The sequence below is a fragment of the Bartonella sp. AU55XJBT genome (assembly GCF_028618525.1).
The window spans coordinates 146,100-165,218 of record NZ_JAQITC010000004.1; the positions used below are offsets into that span (position 1 = coordinate 146,100).

Consider the following 19,119-nt stretch of genomic DNA (forward strand, 5'->3'; position numbering starts at 1 on the left):
GAAATTAGACTGTATTCTTTCTTTCAGTGATTTAAGAAATTGTTTATAACTTACACTTTGTCCTTGACTTCACTTAAAATATTAACAATTGGAAATACCGTTGGGGAGGTTTTTTTGAATCTTCCATGAATTTTTATTATTTTTTATCTCATCATCTTATCTAGATTTATAACTCTCCAATTTTTCAGGAGGTATTTTATCATGACTGAAATCAAAACGACCTTCGACTTCAAAAATTTTTCTCCTGAAGCTCTCGCTGAAAAATTAAAAAGTCAGCATTTTGCTGACTCTATTGATATTATCAATGATCTCGATATCATGGAACGTGTCACTATTCTTAGTTTACTACCTCTTGAGTATGTTATCGAACTTTTTGACAAACCAGAGCTTGAACAGCCTGTTGCTATTTTAGAACTTCTCCCCATAAATCGTGCAGTTGAAATTCTTGATGGTATGTCTGCAGATGCTGCTGCAGATGTCTTTCAAGAAATGGATAAAGAAACCCGCACGCGGCTTTATGCCCTACTTAAACCCTTAACGCGCGCTGAACTTAAAAAACTCACCAGTTATCCTGATCATACAGCAGGGGCACTGATGACAACAGAGTTTATAGCGGTTCCTTCAAACTGGACCATACAAAAAACTTTGGATCACATTCGTGAGGTCGAGCGAACACGTGAAACAGTTTATACCAGCTATGTGATTGACCCCAAAAAAGGGACTCTTCTTAAAGCTGTTTCACTGCGTAATCTTATTCTTGCCTCACCTGATGAACAAATTCTTAATGTCCCTACCCATGACTCGCCCGTTACAATATCGCCTTTCACACATCATGAAGATATTGCGCGCCTTTTCCAGCGCCATGACCTTCTCTCTGTGCCCGTCGTTGATGAAAATAATCATGTCATTGGCATTGTAACCGTTGACGATGTGCTTGATACTATGGTCGATGAGATGAATGAAGATGCCTATAAATTTGGGGGTATGGAAGCGCTTCATAAGCCCTATATGCAAATCAAGTTTCCTGAAATGATGAAAAAACGCGGCGGCTGGCTCGCTTTACTCTTTATCGGTGAAATGCTGACCGCAAGCGCTATGCAACATTTCGAAACAGAACTTGAAAAAGCAATTATTCTTACACTGTTTATTCCCCTCATTATGAGTTCAGGAGGAAATTCCGGTTCACAAGCGACATCCCTTATTATCCGCGCGTTGGCTTTACGTGAACTCACACTGAAAGACTGGTGGAAAGTTATCATTCGTGAAATTCCAACAGGACTATCCCTTGGTCTCTTACTCGGAATTATTGGTGTTACGCGCATCGCTCTTTGGCAACAACTCGGTATCTATGACTATGGACAACATTGGATTGCTGTTTCGACAACAGTAGGTGCAGCTTTGGTCGGCATCGTTACATTCGGTTCTCTTTCTGGCTCTATGTTGCCTTTTATCCTTAAAGGTTTAAAATTTGATCCAGCAAGCGCTTCTGCCCCTTTTGTGGCAACTCTAGTCGACGTCATGGGCATTATCATCTATTTTTCTGTAGCGTCCCTCATTTTGTCAGGAACTCTTCTTTAAACATGTAAAGTAAAAACACATTCTTATGGAAAGATCTTGTCATGTCACTCGATTTTTCCATAAGAAAACAAGCCCTATTATTTGTTGTCTAGAGCACCATTTCATAGATAATACATTGTTTAGAATAATAATTCATCGTTTTGATATCGAATATAGCTCCGAATACCGTAAAATTACCTCATCATTAAGTCTTCTTATTCTCATATTGTATCAATTAAAGTCATCTTCTTGCCTATCACAAGCGTGCTGAGTATGTGGATGAAAAATGATTCAAGAAAAGAGTAAAATAGTGCTTATGTCCTCTCAAAATATAAAAGCTGTCGCAATATTGACAGCTAAGAAAGAACAATAATAGGGATGATCAATGACTTTATACGCTTCACAAAGGCGTTTATAATACACCATTCACGTATATTATATAGTATTCATTGATCTTCTCATGAAATGGGTGTGTGATATTAAGGTATCTCTCTTTAAAAAAAATATAAGTATAGGCAATACACCAATTTCGATGGTTTAAAATAAATTTTTTGAGATGCTTTTGAAGTCATACGTGTGAATTAAAATAACGGTAAAGAGAAGAACTTTCCTTTAATGTCTTCATATTTTTTCTAAATCAGGCTGTATTCCCGTCTCAACAACCAATCAAACGGATCATCACTCTTTCTCTAAACTAGCATATAAAAATTAGAACTTTTTATAAAATTCTTAATCTTCTCAATATTTATCCCCAATATGCGGTTGCATTAAATCTGGATGTTAATTAAAAAACTCCAGCAATTTAAGCTTCATAGAGGCTTAAAGACTTGAAGGAATCATTTTGCCATAAAAATATGGTCTCTATCTTCCCAAATTATAAAAAAACATGTAAAAGGTCTTTTTAATAGTCAGGCAAAGAACGTAAAAACTTTGCCTCAAATGAAATTTCATTAAACGAAAAGAAGAGAATTTATGCAATTGCGTAACATTGCCATCATTGCCCACGTTGACCATGGGAAAACAACGCTTGTAGATGGACTTCTCAAGCAATCAGGAAACTTCCGTGATAATCAGCGTACAAGCGAACGTATGATGGATTCAAACGATATTGAAAAAGAACGGGGAATTACAATTCTAGCGAAAGTGACATCTGTTGTTTGGAAAGATACCCGAATTAATATTGTTGATACACCAGGACATGCGGATTTTGGTGGAGAAGTTGAACGCATTCTAAACATGGTTGATGGAGCTATCGTACTTGTTGATGCTGCTGAAGGCCCCATGCCACAAACAAAATTTGTCGTTGGCAAAGCATTGAAAGTGGGATTGCGCCCTATTGTTGCTATTAATAAAATTGACAGACCTGATGCACGCGTTGATGAAGTCATTAATGAGGTTTTTGACCTTTTTGCCGCTCTTGATGCAACCGATGAACAGCTTGACTTTCCCATTCTTTATGGGTCTGGGCGCGATGGATGGATGGCTGAAGCCCCAGAGGGACCTAAAGATCAAGGACTCAGTCCTTTATTTAATCTTGTGACGCGGCATGTGCCTTCTCCTCATGTAGCAGAAGGACCATTCCGCATGATTGGAACTATTCTTGAAGCGGATCCGTTTTTGGGACGAATTATTACAGGACGTATTCATTCCGGCTCTTTAAAACCCAATCAAAATGTTAAGGTTCTCGGACAAGATGGCAAACTTTTAGAAACTGGGCGTATTTCAAAAATTTTAGCATTTCGTGGGTTAGAACGGCAATCTATTGAAGAAGGAAGTGCTGGTGATATTGTTGCGATTGCAGGTCTACAAAAAGGTACCGTTGCTGATACTTTCTGTGATCCTACTGTTAATGTCCCCCTTACTGCCCAGCCAATTGATCCTCCTACTGTTACGATGAGTTTTCTCGTCAACGATAGTCCCCTTGCTGGAACGGAAGGAGATAAAGTAACAAGCCGTGTCATCCGAGACCGTTTGTTAAAAGAAGCAGAAGGCAATGTCGCTCTTAAAATTGAAGAATCAGCCGATAAAGATTCTTTCTACGTTTCAGGGCGAGGAGAATTACAGCTTGCAGTTCTCATTGAAAATATGCGCCGTGAAGGATTTGAGCTTAGTGTTTCACGTCCACGTGTTGTGATGCAAAAGGATGAAAATGGAATAACTCTTGAGCCAATTGAAGAAGTTGTTATCGATGTTGATGAAGAGTATTCCGGTACTGTTGTACAAAAAATGTCTGAACGTAAAGGAGAAATGGTGGAATTACGTCCTTCTGGAGGTAATCGTGTCCGCCTTGTTTTTTATGCACCAACCCGAGGACTTATTGGTTATCAATCTGAACTTTTAACAGACACACGCGGTACAGCCATTATGAATCGCCTTTTCCATGCTTATGAGCCTTATAAAGGAGACATCGCTGGTCGTGTTAATGGTGTTATGATTTCAAATGACAACGGTGAATCTGTCGCTTATGCTCTTTTTAATCTTGAAGATCGTGGACCTATGATTATTGATGCCGGTGTGAAGGTCTATCAAGGGATGATTATTGGCATCCACTCACGTGATAACGACTTAGAAGTCAATGTTTTAAAAGGAAAAAAACTCACTAATATGCGCGCTTCCGGAAAAGATGAAGCCGTAAAACTAACACCTCCCATTAAAATGACATTAGAACGAGCCTTATCTTGGATCCAAGATGATGAACTTGTGGAAGTGACTCCTAAAAGTATTCGTCTTCGAAAACTCTATCTTGATCCCAATGAACGTAAACGTTTTGAAAAAACACGTGCATCAATTTCAAGCTAATTGCATAATCTCTTTGGTAAAATATTGATTTTACGCCCCACTCTATCCCAGAAAGGATGTCTCTATGAATATTAAGGAAATACCTGTAGGCAAAAACCCACCAGAAGATGTTAATGTTATTGTAGAAGTCTCTCTTGGTGGTCAACCAATAAAATATGAGATGGATAAAAAGTCGGGCGCATTATTCGTTGATCGTTTTCTTCATACCTCAATGGTTTATCCTGGAAATTATGGTTTTGTCCCTCATACGCTTTCAGATGATGGTGATCCTATTGATGTGCTTATCTGTAATACCCGTCCACTTATGCCTGGTTGTGTGATCAATGTTCGCCCTATCGGGGCTCTAATGATGGAAGATGATGGTGGAAAAGATGAAAAAATTATTGCCATTCCAACACCAAAATTAACAAAACGCTACATCAATGTTCATGACTATACAGACCTGCCTGAGATTACACTCAAACAAATTGAACATTTCTTCAAGCATTATAAAGATTTGGAACCTGGGAAATGGGCAAAAATTGAAGGGTGGCGTGATAAAAACTTTGCGCATAAACTCATTCAGCAAGCTGTTGAACGCAATAAAGAAATATAACAATTTTAATATAATAAAGCCTATTTTTTAATAGGCTTTATTATTATTTATTTTTCTACGAAACACAATCTCTAAAGGATTGCCATATTTGCTTTAGCTCTTCTAAATGTGTTGAAAAATAAAGCTGTTTGTAGCGAGATGTTGCACCACTTTTCAGAAAAATAGAAGAAGATGGAATTTTCCACTGCTTAGAAAGAAATTTAATGAGAGCTTTATTTGCTTTTCCATCTTCAGGAACAGCACGAAGGCGTATAATCAGATATTGTTTCTCACCATCTCTACGCTCAATCCCTATTATTTTGTCAACGGATGATTTGGGAATGAGATATACAAACAAAATCAAGTTATTTTTATCAACTTGATAAAACATGTATTTACCTCAAATTATATTTCTATAAATACATATTTACATAAGCCCGCCACATGAAATTACGAATAAAATAAATAATAACGAACACCACAATAGGCGAAATATCAATTGTTCCCAAATTTGGTAAAATCTGCCGGATAGGGCTTAGAACGGGATTTGTAAGGCGATATAGAAAGTTTCCTATCAAAACAACAAAGCGATTGCGCGAATTTACGATATTAAAGACATAAAGCCAAGAAAAAATGACACTGGCGATTAAAATATAAATATAAAGATCAAAAATCCAATCAAGTGTTTGAAGCAATGCATAAACCATGCGTTATCCCTTTCAGTCAAGGAAACAGAAAAGCATATAGAAAGCCTTTATTAAAATGAATCTGTATATTGAATAATAGTTTTATATCTCAAAATCTCATGAATAAAAAACTAAATAGTCTAAATTCTTCATCTCTCTATTTAATGATAATGAAGATAGAAAACAAATATCAAAATTAAAAATAGTGCAATGAAAATAGAAGAAACAAAAAATAATCTGAAAACTTTAAAAGCACTAAATTATAGGGACAATCTTAAATCTCATCGCTTTAATAATCAATCTTATACGCACAAACTAAAAACGGCCTTAAAAGGCCGTTTTTATTTTTAAAATTATTTCTGCAAAGCAATCAAACGATTAAGAGCATTACTAAAACCATTGAGCTGAATAAACAAATCATTCAAAGGTGGTTCACCTGCAGCAGCAACTGTCATCGCTAACTTTAATTGTTTTCCAGAACGCAAAGCTGCCACGTGATTTTTATCAAAAACAACTGGAACCATACAACCTGCTGGTACACAAGTCCGAATACCGGTTTCAATAACAGCTTTTCCTTCATCAACTTGTAAACGAACAGGCTTAGAAACCAAAATTCCAAAAGGAACTGTTAAATTACCCGATACGACACCCTCAGCATTGAGAATAAGAGTCATAGCCACAACAACACGCCCCTGTTCATTTACTTCTTGACGGTGCATAAAGCAAACTTTTTTCCCTTCTTGTAACCCACAGTTAATGGTCCACAAGCCATAGGTTTCAGTCAAAGAAGAAGCGCCATTTGGCAATGTCGCTGCTGCCTCTTTTGCTGTAGAAGGCTTTGAATTTGTTGCAAATGCAACAGATGAAATACTCAAGAGAGTACAAACTATCAGTAAATTAAATAACTTTTTCATTTTTATATTCCTGTTCTTTACATAAAAGAGAAACATGTTTATCATCTATAAATAATATACATCATATAAAGCATCTTTATAAAAAAAGCTTTCTCGTAGTCATATAGCTTTTATAATAACCTAAGGCTACCTCGAAATTCGCTGACAACACTCATATAAACATGCTTTTTAAAAGGAACAGCAATCGAAGGAAGGGCTTCTAGATCTATCCATTTCCATTGATCGAATTCCGCTTTATTGCCATCTGGTGGTGGATTGATCGCAATTTCAGAAAGCTCTCCCGTAAACTGGAAAGCAAACCATTTTTGCGTTTGCCCGCGGTATTTATTGCTTAATGTGCACGCAACAAGTTCTTGTGGAAAATCATAATGGAACCAATTTTGTGCTTCTTTAATCAACCTTACAGATCGAATACCCGTTTCTTCATAAAGTTCTCGATATGCTGCATCTAATGGCTTTTCATCTTCATCAATTCCTCCTTGAGGAAGCTGCCAACGATGAGATCTGTTAATATCTGCATGAGCTGGCGCCATTAAACGACGCCCAACCCAAACTTTACCCTCATGATTAAAAACAACAATTCCAACACATTTGCGATAAGGAAGAGTCTTCAAGTTAACATCTGCATCCATTTATATTCCTCAAAAGCGCAAGCTATCGATATCATTTCTCACTTCAATATATCCTTATTGGGATCTGGTGGAAATGCTGCATTTGCCATCTCACCCCGTAACAATTTATAAGCCTCATTCAATTGAATGTCATCCTTAGGATCTTTCGGAACAAAAGCAGCTGAACCAGATCCTTTATTGCTTTCTTGTTTCCCTTTGATATGCCCTTTTAATGCAGACTCACCAACTTTTACATCATAACCTTTATATTTTTCAGGAAGTGGTTGCTCTACAATAATATCAGGCGTGATCCCTGTTCCTTGAATAGAAGTGCCAGAGGGTGTGTAATAAAGTGCTGTTGTTAAGCGTAAAGCACCATTTTCACCCAAAGGAATAATCGTTTGAACAGATCCTTTACCAAAAGATTGCGTCCCTAAAATTGTTGCACGACGATGATCTTGTAGGGCACCTGCAACAATTTCAGAAGCACTTGCCGAACCACCATTAATAAGAACAATGAGTGGTTTTCCATTGATGACATCCCCTGGCTTCGCATCAAATCTCGTCACATCACTCTTTTTACGGCCACGCGTTGATACAATCTCACCTTTATTGAGAAAAGCACTCGAAACATTAACAGCTTGATCTAAAAGTCCACCAGGATTAAGCCGCAAATCAAGGACATAACCTTTTAGTTTATCTTCAGGAATTTTAGATTGGATATCTTTAATTGCTGCCAGAAGATTCCCTAATGTTTGCTCAGAAAATTGGATAACTCTTAAATATCCAATGTCGCCCTCAACCCGATATTTCACCGCTTTTACCTTGATAATATCACGAATAATCTTAACTTCAAATGGCTGATCAACGCCAGAACGAATAATTGTTAAGGTAATTGATGTTCCAGGAGCCCCTCGCATCTTATTAACAGCTTCATTCAATGTTTGACCATTCGTTTGTACATCATCAATTTTTGAAATAAGATCTCCTGCTAGAATACCTGCTTTTGAAGCGGGGGTATCATCCATCGGTGAAACAACTTTAATTAAGTTTTTTTCCATAGTGACCTCAATACCAAGACCTCCGAATTCTCCTTTCGTAGAATCCCGCATATCTTTAGCTTCTTCAGCATTCAAATAAGATGAATGGGGGTCCAGTGATGTAAGCATGCCATTGATAGCATTTTCAATAAGCTTTTTATCATCTGGAACTGTGACGTATTGCTTACGCACGCGTTCAAAAACATCGCCAAATATGGCCAATTTTTTATAGGCGCTATCTTCATTATTCGCAGCAACAGACTGCACCATAATCATTGAACAGGCGCCGAGCAATACCCCAGCGACCAAAAGAATAACTTTACGAATCATTTTGGCTCCTTCTCATTTTTTCAGTCTGCCACCAAGGAGTTGGATTTACAGGCTTTCCCTGCTTTCTAAACTCAATGTAAAGCATTGGAGCAGCTTTTCCTATATCCAATGCAACACTATTTGCAATAAATTGCATCCCCATCATACCCAGAGGCTCACCTGAAAGAACAAACTGCCCCTGTTTTACATTAATTTTCGACATTCCAGTAAGAATGATATGATAACCATTTCCAACATTGAGAATGATTAACTGTCCATAAGAACGAAATGGCCCAGCAAAAGCAACAAAAGCATCCGCAGGCGCTATAACAATAGCCCCTGACTCTGTTTCTATCGTCTCACCAAAACGCCTAATCTGCGAATTGTTATGAGAATATCGAATTCTTTTTCCTGAAACAGGAAAAAGTAAAGAACCTTTTCGGCTTTCAAAATTGGATTGCTCTAACAATTGTAAACTTTTCCGTATCTGTATTGATGAATCAGAGTTAAGTTTTGACTGACGCTCAAGCTCTAAAATCAATTCTTCCAAAGACTGCGCTTTTTTAGCAAGAGCAATATTTTTTTGTTGCTGTTCTGTAAGTTCTTTTTCTGATTTTTTTTGTAGTTTGTTTTTTTTGTCTAATAAAAGCTCTAGACGTTTTCGCTGTTCTGCTTGACTTTGCAGTTTGGTCTTTAATACCGTATATTCCATAGTAATGGAATTGCTTAAATTGGTCAACTCCTTGAGTTTCTCCGTTAAATCTCGTGTTTTCTCTTGCATTTGAGGAATGACAGTCCCTAATAAAACAGAACTGCGCATAGAAGCCAACACATCCTCTGGCTGTATCATAAGAGCTGGAGGTGGATTTAATCCCATACGTTCTAAAATTGCAAGAACTTCTGCAAATTCAGTGCGACGACTTTTTAAACTTTGATAGACTTGTACCCGCTTTTCTATCATTTTTTCAAGCTTTTCTTCCCTTTCTGCAATATCATCTGCGACTTTACGTTCTTCTTGAGCAGCTTTTATGAGTGCATCACTCAAAACACGTTGATCTTTTTTTAAATTCTCAACTTGACGCGTAAGAAAAACAACACGCTCACGCGAAAGTGAAATATTTTGACGAATTTCTCCCAATTCTTTATGTACTTCTGTACTCCTCATTGTATCTTCCGCATGCGATGCAGAAAAGCAAAAAAACATACTCAAGAGCAGGATGACAAATATCACGCATTCCCCATATAAATATCGCATCTTTCTATGAAGAAGCTTTTTCATTTGCAAAAACCATAACACCTCATCGTATACACGAGAGATGCTTTAAACGGTGTCGGCTAAAACTATATTAATAAATATATAAATAAGTGATAAAAATTGAACAAAAATATTTAAAAACGATGATATGGATGATGATTTGCAATGGTTACAGCACGGTAAAGTTGTTCTGTGAGAAGAATGCGTGCAATTTGATGTGGCCACGTCATAAAACCAAAAGATAAAAGAAAATCAGCACGATTCCTTATTTGTTCATTATGCCCATCAGGTCCCCCCAAAGCAATGATGACATCTCGAATGCCTTCGTCACGATAACACCCTAATTTTTCAGCAAAAGCAGCTGAAGAAATCGACTCTCCACGCTCATCCAACACAATTAATCGACATTTTTCAGGTAAAAATTCAATAAGTTTTCTTCCCTCTTCCTCCATACGTTGACACGCTGTTTGAGCACGACTTTCTGGTATCTCTTGTAACTTTTTTAAATGAAATCCTACAGCTCCAGAACTTTTAGAAAAACGATCCAAATAATGCAGAACCAATTTTTGCTCTGCTCCACTTTTCATACGACCAACCGCAAAAATAGAAATTTGCATTTTAATGATCTCCGAAGAGAACCGATCTTGTATTGTTTAAATCTGGAGCCATCCATATTTTTTCTAAATTATAAAAAAGACGAATTTCCGGACGAAAAAGGTGAATGATAATATCACCTGTATCAATTAACACCCAATCACCTCCAGAAAGCCCTTCTACACGTGCAAGGCCCTGCCCGCTGTCTTTCCAAGTGCGTAACAAATGATCGGCAATAGAAGATACATGACGCTGCGAATTTGCTGAAGCTATGACCATATAATCAGCCAAAGATGACTTCCCTTGAATATCAATAGCAACAATATCTTCTGCTTTTGTATCTTCTAAACTCTTGAGAATAATTTCCAAACTCTCATTAACAGAAAAAACTTCTTTTTCTGTTAATGGCATCATATCGTAAGAGTGGTTTTGTACAACGTTTTTCAGATCAATATTCCTTTCTTATTGTTGTAGAATGTAAAAAAGCTTTCTCTAAAGAGAAGCAGAATCTTATAAATTGTTCAAGAAAAATCATTCTTCTTCAAACGAAGGTTTGTTGAAGATTGAAAAGATAAAGGTCCATGCAAATAAGTCCAAGCTGGTGGTTTTATAAAAGGTAATCGCTCACTTTCTCTCTCATCCAAACGAAACTGGTGATAAATGTGTGCCATAGGAGAAGAGAGAGCTGACTTATTGCCTAAAGGACGGTCAATAATTGCAATAGGAAGCATAGAGACAATATCACGCCATCGATACCAATGATGAATCGTTGTAAAACTATCTGCACCTATAATCCATACAAAATTTACGCCACTGTAATGATTCAGAATATGAAAAATCGTCTCGACTGATACTTTGCTCCCTATAGCCTGCTCAAAACCTGTTAAGCGAATTTTCGGATGATCAATAAGCTTAAAACTTAATTGCATCCTCTCCTCTAAAGGAAGTAACTGTGTACAATCCTTTAAAGGATTCCCTGGACTAACCATCCACCATAACTGATCAAGATGCAAACGACGAATAGCAATTTTTGCAACAAGAAGATGCCCCACATGCGGCGGATTAAAGGAACCACCAAAAAGACCCACAACATTGGATCTTTCAACAGGTGGCATACGATTTTTCCATGGAAAAAATGGATTTTTCAAGCTCTAACCTGACCATTTCCTTTAACATGATATTGAAATGATGTCAGCTGTTCAACACCTATGGGACCACGTGCATGCATTTTTCCTGTTGCGATACCAATTTCCATTCCAAAACCAAACTCACCTCCATCAGCAAATTGTGTGGACGCATTGTGCAATAAAATAGCTGAATCCAAATGATTAAAAAAATTCTTCACCACTTCCATATCCTCAGCAATAATCGATTCCGTATGTCCTGATGAATAACGCTTAATATGAGAAACGGCTCCCTCAACCCCTTCAACCGTTTTAACAGAAAGAATAGCATCAAGATATTCATGTGACCAGTCTTCTTCAGAGGCTAATTTCACATCCGGCAGAAGAAATACAATATCTTCTGTGGCACGGATTTCACACCCCTTCTCCTGTAAAGCAGTCAAAACAGGAAGAAACTTTTTTAATGCCTCGTTGTCAATGAGAACTGTCTCAACAGCACCACATATCCCTGTCCGACGCAACTTCGCATTCAAAACAATATTGCGCGCCATATCCAAATCTGCTGATTTATCAATATAAATATGACAAAGTCCCTCTAAATGGGCAAAAATTGGAACACGTGCATCAGACTGAACGCGCGCAACAAGACTCTTTCCACCACGTGGCACGATCACATCAATCGCTCCATCCAATCCTTTGAGCATTTCCCCAACGGCAGCACGATCTATCGTTGCAACCATTTGAATTGCATCTTTCGGTAAACCAGCGCGCTCCAAACCTTGTACTAATGCACGATGAAGAGCATGTGAAGAATGAAAACTATCCGAACCACCGCGCAAAATCGCGGCATTACCCGCTTTTAAACACAAAGCACTCGCATCAACTGTAACATTTGGGCGACTCTCATAAATAATACCAATCACACCAAGAGGTGTCCGTACACGACTTATATGAAGCCCATTGGGGCGTGTCCACGCACTCATGACCTGCCCAACCGGATCAGATAAACGAGCAACTTGGCGAACACTATCTATCATTGCACCCAAACGCAATTCATCTAATTTGAGCCGATCAACCATTGCGGCTTTCAAATTATTCTGAGCAGCCTTCTCTAAATCCAAACAATTCGCCCGTAAAATTTCATCTGAGTGAGCCTCTAGACTTAAAGCGATCATTTCCAACGCATTGTTCTTTTGCTCAGAAGAAGCAACAGCCAAAGCTGCAGCGCCAAAACGTGCTTTTTTTCCCATATCTTTCATTTGTTCTTCTAAAGTCATCGTATCATTCACTCTACCAAAACAATAAAACCAAAGTAACTTTTTTAAACAGAATTGGTCAAGCAGCGTAAAATCATATCATTACGATGCACCATAGCAGAGCGTGCCTCATACCCAAGAATAGATTCTATTTCTTCGCTTTTACGCCCTATAATGCGTACAGCTTCATCTTTGCCATAACTTACAAGTCCACGCGCAATCTCAACCCCATTTATATCAACAATGGCAACCGTATCCCCACGATGGAAATTTCCCTCAACAGCAATAACCCCTGCTGCTAATAATGATTTTCCTGATTCAAGAGCCTTAATGGCTCCTTGATCAATCGTCAAAATACCAGACGGATCTAAATGACCAGAAATCCATGTTTTCCAAGCACTAACAGATTTCTCACCGGCCGCAAAAAAACTCTTGCGTTCACCTTTGTCAATCGCCGCAAGGGGATTCATACGTTTGCCTGAAGTAATAATCATCGCCGTTCCAGCAGCATTCGCTATCTTTCCAGCATCAAGCTTGGTCTTCATTCCTCCCCGCGAAAACTCTGAAGCAGCAACATCTGCCATTTTTTCGATATCATGCGTAATGGACGCCACAAAAGGAATAAATTCAGCCGTCGGATCACAATGGGGAGACTTTGTATAAAGACCATCGATATCAGATAAGAGTATTAAAAGATCTGCGCCCATCATTGTTGCCACACGTGCAGCTAAACGATCATTATCACCATAACGAATTTCATTCGTCGCAACAGTATCATTCTCATTAATAACAGGCACTGCTCCAAAACGTAAAAGCACATTGATCGTCGCACGTGCATTGAGATAACGCCTTCGCTCTTCCGTATCAAATAAAGTGAGCAAAATTTGACCTGTTTTGAGCCCATGTTGTGCAAGCGCATCACCATAGGTTTTCGCTAATTCAATTTGTCCCAAAGCAGCACATGCCTGACTTTCTTCCAATTTCAAAGCTCCCTTAGGAAGCTGTAGCAATGTCCTTCCTAAAGCAATAGCGCCTGAAGACACCAATAATATTTCTACGCCTCCTTTGTGCAATTCAACAACATCATTAATCAAGCTTTTAAGCCATTCAACGCGTAAACCTGTCTGAGGATCAACCAAAAGTGCAGATCCAATCTTGACCACGATACGTTTATAGTGTGTGAGTTTTTGCAATCCAACAGCCATCTCAATCAATCCTGCTATCCCCACCCATCTCCTCTTTGCGTGACATCTCAATAATATGTGCACCAGCACGCAGTACATTTTCTAAACCTTCGCGACTAACAGCCGAAAACATCATAACAGGTTGATCCGTTTCTCTTTGCAAAGCTTCCTGCTTCATTTTACGCTCTTCAATCGTGAGCGTATCTATCTGGCTTAACGCGACAATTTCAGTTTTATCACTTAGATTATTTCCATAGGCCTCAAGTTCATGACGCACAATTTGATATGCTTTTGCAACATCTTCTTCTTGAGCAGAAATCAAATGAAGGAGGACCCGACAACGTTCCACATGTCCTAAAAAACGGTCTCCAATTCCCACCCCTTCATGGGCTCCTTCGATCAACCCCGGAATATCAGCCAAAACAAATTCACGACCATCAATTCGTACAACACCAAGATGAGGATGGAGAGTGGTAAAAGGATAATCTGCAACTTTTGGCTTTGCTGCCGTTACAGAAGCTAAAAAAGTTGATTTTCCGGCATTGGGTAAACCAATAAGCCCCGCATCAGCAATTAACTTCAAACGAAGCCATATAGCACGCTCTTCTCCAGCTAAACCTGGATTTGCGCGACGCGGTGCCCGATTTGTCGATGTTGTAAAATGAAGATTACCAAAACCGCCATTCCCTCCTTTCGCAAGGCGATAGCGCTGTCCCACTTGTGTTAAATCACAGATTAACGTTGTATTATCTTCTTCAAAAATTTGCGTCCCAACCGGAACTTTAAGGATGACATCATCACCCTTCTCACCCGTCATATTACGCCCCTTGCCATGCCCCCCTGTTTTTGCTTTAAAATGCTGTTGGTAGCGATAATCAATCAGCGTGTTAAGCCCATCAACAACAAGAGCCCAGACATCACCACCCCGTCCTCCATTCCCTCCATCTGGTCCCCCAAATTCTATGAATTTTTCACGGCGAAATGATACTGCTCCAGAACCTCCATTACCAGAACGAATATAAACTTTAGCTTGATCAAGAAATTTCATTGGAAGCACTCACTGAGGAATCACTTTCTCTACCTCTATAGGCAATACATTAATTTTACCAGTTTTTCATCATTGATAACAGAAAAACTGTCACTATTGCTGATAACTCTTTGAGAAAAAAGTCATCCCATTTAAATAGGTTAAGTAAAGTGAAGCCTTCTTAAAAGAAGGCGCTATTCTTGTATTTTTGTTTTTCCCTTAAATTCAAGTGCTAGAAGATAAAGCTCCACGGATTCTGATCGGCTTGCGGGTGGTTTAACATGATAGACTTTTTTAAAATGCTGTTTTAACATTGCGAGAAGAGTATTTTCTGCTCCTCCTTGAAAGGCCTTTGCTAAAAAATGTCCCCCAGGCTTCAAAACCGAAAGAGCAAAATCAGCTGCAACTTCACATAAATAAATCGTTCTTAAATGATCCGTCTGACGATGACCTGTTGTTGGCGCCGCCATATCAGAAAGAACCACATCGGGTTTTGTTCCTAGAGTTTCAATTAATTTCTGCGGTGCATCTGCATGTAAAAAATCCATTTCTAGCATCGCAACTCTAGGCAATGGATCAACATGCAAATAATCAATACCAACAACACTAGGTTTTTCATCACTTGATCCTACTATGCGCTCAGCTACCTGACACCATCCCCCCGGTGCTGCCCCTAGATCAATAACTTTTTGACCTTTTTTCAGAAACTTATAACGCTCATTAATTTCAATGAGTTTATAAGCCGCGCGCGAACGATAACCATCTACTTTTGATTGATGAACATAAGGATCATTCAAATGCCTCTCTAACCATCGCCGTGATGAAGCTTTAATGGTTCCAGCTTTCTTTTTTACGCGCTGATATAATTCATGTGACCCTGAACCTCCATAGCCACCCGTTGGGGTTTTGGTTGTTTTTTTCATCTGTATTCATTGTCTCCACATTTAATTCTTTAACGCTTGAAATCTCTGCTCTTTCTACGACGACACCACACACCATCGCGTAACATCAGCTCTATCAAAATTCCTTCCCTTAATCCACGATCAGCAACTCTTAAACGCTGACTTGGCCAAACTTCTCGAATAACATCTAAAATTGCACAACCAGCTAAAACTAAATCTGCCCTCTCTCGCCCAATAAAAGGATTTATGACACGTTTTTCTATATCCCATGACAATAAGCGTTTTGTCATAAGAGTAATATCTGCATCATCCATCCAAATGCCATCTACTTTCCTCCTATCATAACGCTCTAAATTAAGATACATCCCTGCTAAAGTCGTAACCGTACCGGAGGTTCCCAAAAGATGAAACTTCGATCCTTGCGCTAACTCTCCTAATTTATGACGATCTGAAAAATTATTTAACAACCCTCGCACATAACTTTTCATTTTTTCAAAATCATCTAAACTAATATTATTCCCTCCAAAACGTTCAGCAAGCGTAACAACACCAACAGGAAGAGAAGTCCAAGCAGTAATTTGTCCAGCTAAACGAAAAGAACGCTTTTGAGAAACATCAAGGAGCACAATTTCTGATGATCCTCCTCCAATATCAAAAAGCACAATTGCTTCAGTATTTGGTTCAACAAGTGTACTACATCCTGTAACAGCAAAACGTGCTTCTGTTTGCCGATCAACAATTTCTAATTCAAGACCTGTCTCATCCAAAACACGCTGAATAAAATGTCTACCATTTTCTGCTGAACGGCAAGCTTCCGTTGCAATCAAACGATAACGCTTAATATGCCTTTGTTTTAGCTTTAAACGACAAATCTTTAACGCTTCAATCGCGCGATCCATAGCTTGTGTATTAAGAAAACCATTATTTATTAAACCTTCTCCCAATCGCACAATACGAGAAAAAGCATCAACAACACGAAAATATCCAGGTTTACTAGGAGATGCGATAAGAAGACGACAATTATTCGTTCCCAAATCAAGAGCCGCATAAAGAGGTGGAGATTTTACTTGAGAGAACCGTCTAAGAAAAGGCGCTTTGAGTTTTTTTGTTTTTTGAGCATCTATCATTGTCTGACTATAAAACTCAAAAGCTGTCTCCGATTGGATCAAAACCTGTTTCTGTTTACAATGTCTTTTTCTCTGTTGCCTCTTTATATCAACAAGGATAGAGCATGCCTCTGTTCGTGACAATGCAGAACGATTATTTCTATCATTCTCACACTGATCATGCAATTGATTTGCTTTGCTATCGTATAATTCTCCTTGCTTTGACTCTTTTGAACCATAATTTAACGGGGTCATTTCTCTTATCCCTTGAGTGTTTCCCCCAATAAATAAACGCGAAAACTCTTCTGCTCATTCCTAAATAAAGCAACAATGCAGCATCAAATGATAAAATACAAGAAACCATTCCCTTTTTTCTTATCATCGAAATTTTCTACGCTAGTATCATTCAAATTTTGTATAATCTTTTGATGTTTCCGTGAAGTCATACTTTTCTTTATGAACTTAAAACTATAAATTAATCGTTTACGTTCACATCAATTTTGTAAATTATGCTATTTTTATATCATTCACACGAAGTATAGCTCTATTGTAACAAACCAGTACCTTCATACTCTTTGCTAACGCTTAAGGTTGCAACAACCTATATATTGATAAAGTTTATAAGAAAAAAAATTTTTTTTCAATCGCGTTATCCACAAACGAACCTCGTTTGTTATATGCAACAAAATGGCTTTGATTATGCTAGAATAAAAGCTTCATGGTCCTACAAAATATAATTACGATAGTCGTTATCTCGTGAATACAAAGAAAAATTATCATTCAAAAAATTCTCTAGGATTATAAATTTACTTGTTATTATAATATTTCAATTGAAAAATATTAATCTTTAATCAGACTGCTTTAAAAAGCCATATGAAACTTCGAAAAAATCCTAGCCTGCTTCTTATTAGTAAGGAAGCCATATTTCTATTTATTTAAAATTGAGTATTTCTAATCACTTTTTATTGCTAACAACTAACGCCATCACTCTTAAGATTTGTGGAACGCTCTAACCTAATTTTCTATTATATAAAGCACTCATTGTGGCTTTAACTTCATAAAACTCCCACTCTTTCGAATAAATCACCTCTCTATCATATTACATAAAACTTCTCACTTATTGCACCTTATAATTTACATTCAAAAATATAACACAACGATTTATGAAAAAATGTCTCTTGTTAAAAATACTCAATGAATTTCTAAGGGCGCAAAGAATTAAGCGCTGCGTTTAATCCTTTAAATGGCACAGTAAAAGAAAATACCTTTCCCTCTTTAAGTTTATAGGAAATACGTACTGTATTGTCCTGCTCTATTTGTTTAGTAAGAACCGGCCCTACTGGTGATTGTGCCAAACAAACCGTTTCATTACACTGCGTATAATGAATAAGAACAGGTTTTTTTACACCTTTCACAAACATTTGAATCGGAACATTTATATCAGAATTTGGTAATGTTCGAAAAAGAATCACTGCTTGACCATTTGTCGTAGAAACAAGAGACCAACTAAAAACGGTATTTCCTTCCTGATCATGAACAGTCTGTGTCACATTACATATACCTTGCTTAAGCTTTTGTTTTTCATCACAAATCAAAGTCCAGTCATAAAACTGCATAATAATTCGACGTGTTTCACCTGGTTCTCCTCTAGGTATCGATAAGTGCGGTGGATGCACTGTATAAATATTATTGTTCTCGTTAGCAAAGCTTTCGCTCTTGCCTATTAAGACAAGAGCAAACAGAACTTTTATTAACATACTTCTCTTTTTTACAATAGCAGCCATTTTTTCTATTATCATCTCAACCTCAGAGTAATTCCAGCTCCTATGCCAAAATGTCCTCCAGCACTTGTAATAGATACGTTCGAGCGAATATTTCCATCTTCAGATGTATAACCAGCCCCAACAGCAAAGGCAGATTGGCTACGCCATAAACCACTACCAAATGAGATACTTAAAGATCCTGGTATATCATAGTAACGTAAATTAGATACTGCCAATCCAATCGCTGCAGCCTGTCTTGCTTCTTTCCGGACATCCTCAATGGCATAATTCAACGTCTCAAACTTCATATCTGTATAAGCTTTGGACTCACTAACACTATTGTTGGCTATATCATTGATGTGCTCATCCGTATACTTCTTTGCATCTTCAAGGACTATCTTCATCTGCTGATCCGTAT

19 protein-coding genes are annotated in these 19,119 nt (G+C 38.0%); 3 read left to right on the top strand and 16 right to left on the bottom strand.

All coding sequences use genetic code 11. The features are described 5' to 3' along the window. Positions 1 to 201: 201 nt before the first annotated feature. The 3 genes from mgtE (at position 202) to ppa (ending at position 4,951) form a co-directional block, all read left to right on the top strand. Positions 202 to 1,578, top strand: a complete 1,377-nt coding sequence (gene mgtE / locus PVV70_RS03425; RefSeq protein WP_273757896.1) for a magnesium transporter — start codon at positions 202 to 204, stop codon at positions 1,576 to 1,578. A gap of 951 nt (positions 1,579 to 2,529) precedes the next feature. Continuing rightward, entirely contained in the window at positions 2,530 to 4,356 is a 1,827-nt protein-coding gene (gene typA, locus PVV70_RS03430) for a translational GTPase TypA (protein ID WP_273757897.1), read from the top strand. 64 nt (positions 4,357 to 4,420) lie between these two features. After that, entirely contained in the window at positions 4,421 to 4,951 is a 531-nt protein-coding gene (gene ppa, locus PVV70_RS03435) for an inorganic diphosphatase (protein ID WP_273757898.1), read from the top strand. A gap of 55 nt (positions 4,952 to 5,006) precedes the next feature. Here the strand turns inward: ppa and PVV70_RS03440 are convergent, their stop codons facing one another. From PVV70_RS03440 to PVV70_RS03515, 16 genes are all read right to left on the bottom strand, one after another. Further along, a complete protein-coding gene (locus tag PVV70_RS03440) occupies positions 5,007 to 5,321 on the bottom strand; it encodes a DUF167 domain-containing protein (protein ID WP_273757899.1) in 315 nt (104 codons plus the stop codon). A gap of 22 nt (positions 5,322 to 5,343) precedes the next feature. Further along, positions 5,344 to 5,637: a YggT family protein gene (locus tag PVV70_RS03445; protein ID WP_273757901.1), complete on the bottom strand. Its 294-nt coding sequence runs from the start codon at positions 5,635 to 5,637 to the stop codon at positions 5,344 to 5,346. A 332-nt stretch (positions 5,638 to 5,969) separates the two neighbouring features. Further along, complete coding sequence (locus PVV70_RS03450; RefSeq protein WP_273757902.1) at positions 5,970 to 6,530, bottom strand: invasion associated locus B family protein; 561 nt, start codon at positions 6,528 to 6,530, stop codon at positions 5,970 to 5,972. 110 nt (positions 6,531 to 6,640) lie between these two features. Then, positions 6,641 to 7,162, bottom strand: coding sequence for an RNA pyrophosphohydrolase (locus tag PVV70_RS03455; RefSeq protein WP_273757903.1), 522 nt, complete (start codon positions 7,160 to 7,162; stop codon positions 6,641 to 6,643). Positions 7,163 to 7,200: 38 nt separating this feature from the next. Next, positions 7,201 to 8,511 (bottom strand): S41 family peptidase, encoded by a 1,311-nt coding sequence (locus PVV70_RS03460; RefSeq protein WP_273757904.1) that lies wholly within the window; start codon positions 8,509 to 8,511, stop codon positions 7,201 to 7,203. Next, complete coding sequence (locus PVV70_RS03465) at positions 8,501 to 9,745, bottom strand: murein hydrolase activator EnvC (RefSeq protein ID WP_273757905.1); 1,245 nt, start codon at positions 9,743 to 9,745, stop codon at positions 8,501 to 8,503. Before PVV70_RS03465 ends, PVV70_RS03460 begins: the two co-directional genes overlap by 11 nt. Positions 9,746 to 9,879: 134 nt before the next feature. Then, positions 9,880 to 10,362, bottom strand: coding sequence for a 23S rRNA (pseudouridine(1915)-N(3))-methyltransferase RlmH (gene rlmH, locus PVV70_RS03470; protein WP_273718129.1), 483 nt, complete (start codon positions 10,360 to 10,362; stop codon positions 9,880 to 9,882). Position 10,363: 1 nt separating this feature from the next. Beyond that, entirely contained in the window at positions 10,364 to 10,753 is a 390-nt protein-coding gene (gene rsfS, locus PVV70_RS03475) for a ribosome silencing factor (RefSeq protein ID WP_273757906.1), read from the bottom strand. A 107-nt stretch (positions 10,754 to 10,860) separates the two neighbouring features. After that, entirely contained in the window at positions 10,861 to 11,454 is a 594-nt protein-coding gene (locus tag PVV70_RS03480; RefSeq protein WP_273757913.1) for a nicotinate-nucleotide adenylyltransferase, read from the bottom strand. 29 nt (positions 11,455 to 11,483) lie between these two features. Next, a complete protein-coding gene (locus PVV70_RS03485) occupies positions 11,484 to 12,740 on the bottom strand; it encodes a glutamate-5-semialdehyde dehydrogenase (RefSeq protein ID WP_273757914.1) in 1,257 nt (418 codons plus the stop codon). A gap of 44 nt (positions 12,741 to 12,784) precedes the next feature. Then, positions 12,785 to 13,924, bottom strand: coding sequence for a glutamate 5-kinase (gene proB, locus PVV70_RS03490; RefSeq protein WP_273718283.1), 1,140 nt, complete (start codon positions 13,922 to 13,924; stop codon positions 12,785 to 12,787). A gap of 1 nt (position 13,925) precedes the next feature. Further along, positions 13,926 to 14,951, bottom strand: coding sequence for a GTPase ObgE (gene obgE, locus PVV70_RS03495; RefSeq protein WP_273718122.1), 1,026 nt, complete (start codon positions 14,949 to 14,951; stop codon positions 13,926 to 13,928). 173 nt (positions 14,952 to 15,124) lie between these two features. After that, positions 15,125 to 15,853 carry an RlmE family RNA methyltransferase gene (locus tag PVV70_RS03500; RefSeq protein ID WP_273757907.1) on the bottom strand — a complete coding sequence of 243 codons (729 nt, stop codon included), beginning with the start codon at positions 15,851 to 15,853 and terminating at the stop codon, positions 15,125 to 15,127. 29 nt (positions 15,854 to 15,882) lie between these two features. Continuing rightward, positions 15,883 to 17,193: a Ppx/GppA phosphatase family protein gene (locus PVV70_RS03505; protein ID WP_273757908.1), complete on the bottom strand. Its 1,311-nt coding sequence runs from the start codon at positions 17,191 to 17,193 to the stop codon at positions 15,883 to 15,885. Positions 17,194 to 18,140: 947 nt separating this feature from the next. Further along, positions 18,141 to 18,737 carry an invasion associated locus B family protein gene (locus tag PVV70_RS03510; protein WP_273718116.1) on the bottom strand — a complete coding sequence of 199 codons (597 nt, stop codon included), beginning with the start codon at positions 18,735 to 18,737 and terminating at the stop codon, positions 18,141 to 18,143. Beyond that, positions 18,734 to 19,119, bottom strand: a 386-nt coding sequence (locus PVV70_RS03515; RefSeq protein WP_273757909.1) for a YadA-like family protein, incomplete at its 5' end; no start/stop codon positions are given. The genes PVV70_RS03510 and PVV70_RS03515, both read right to left, overlap by 4 nt.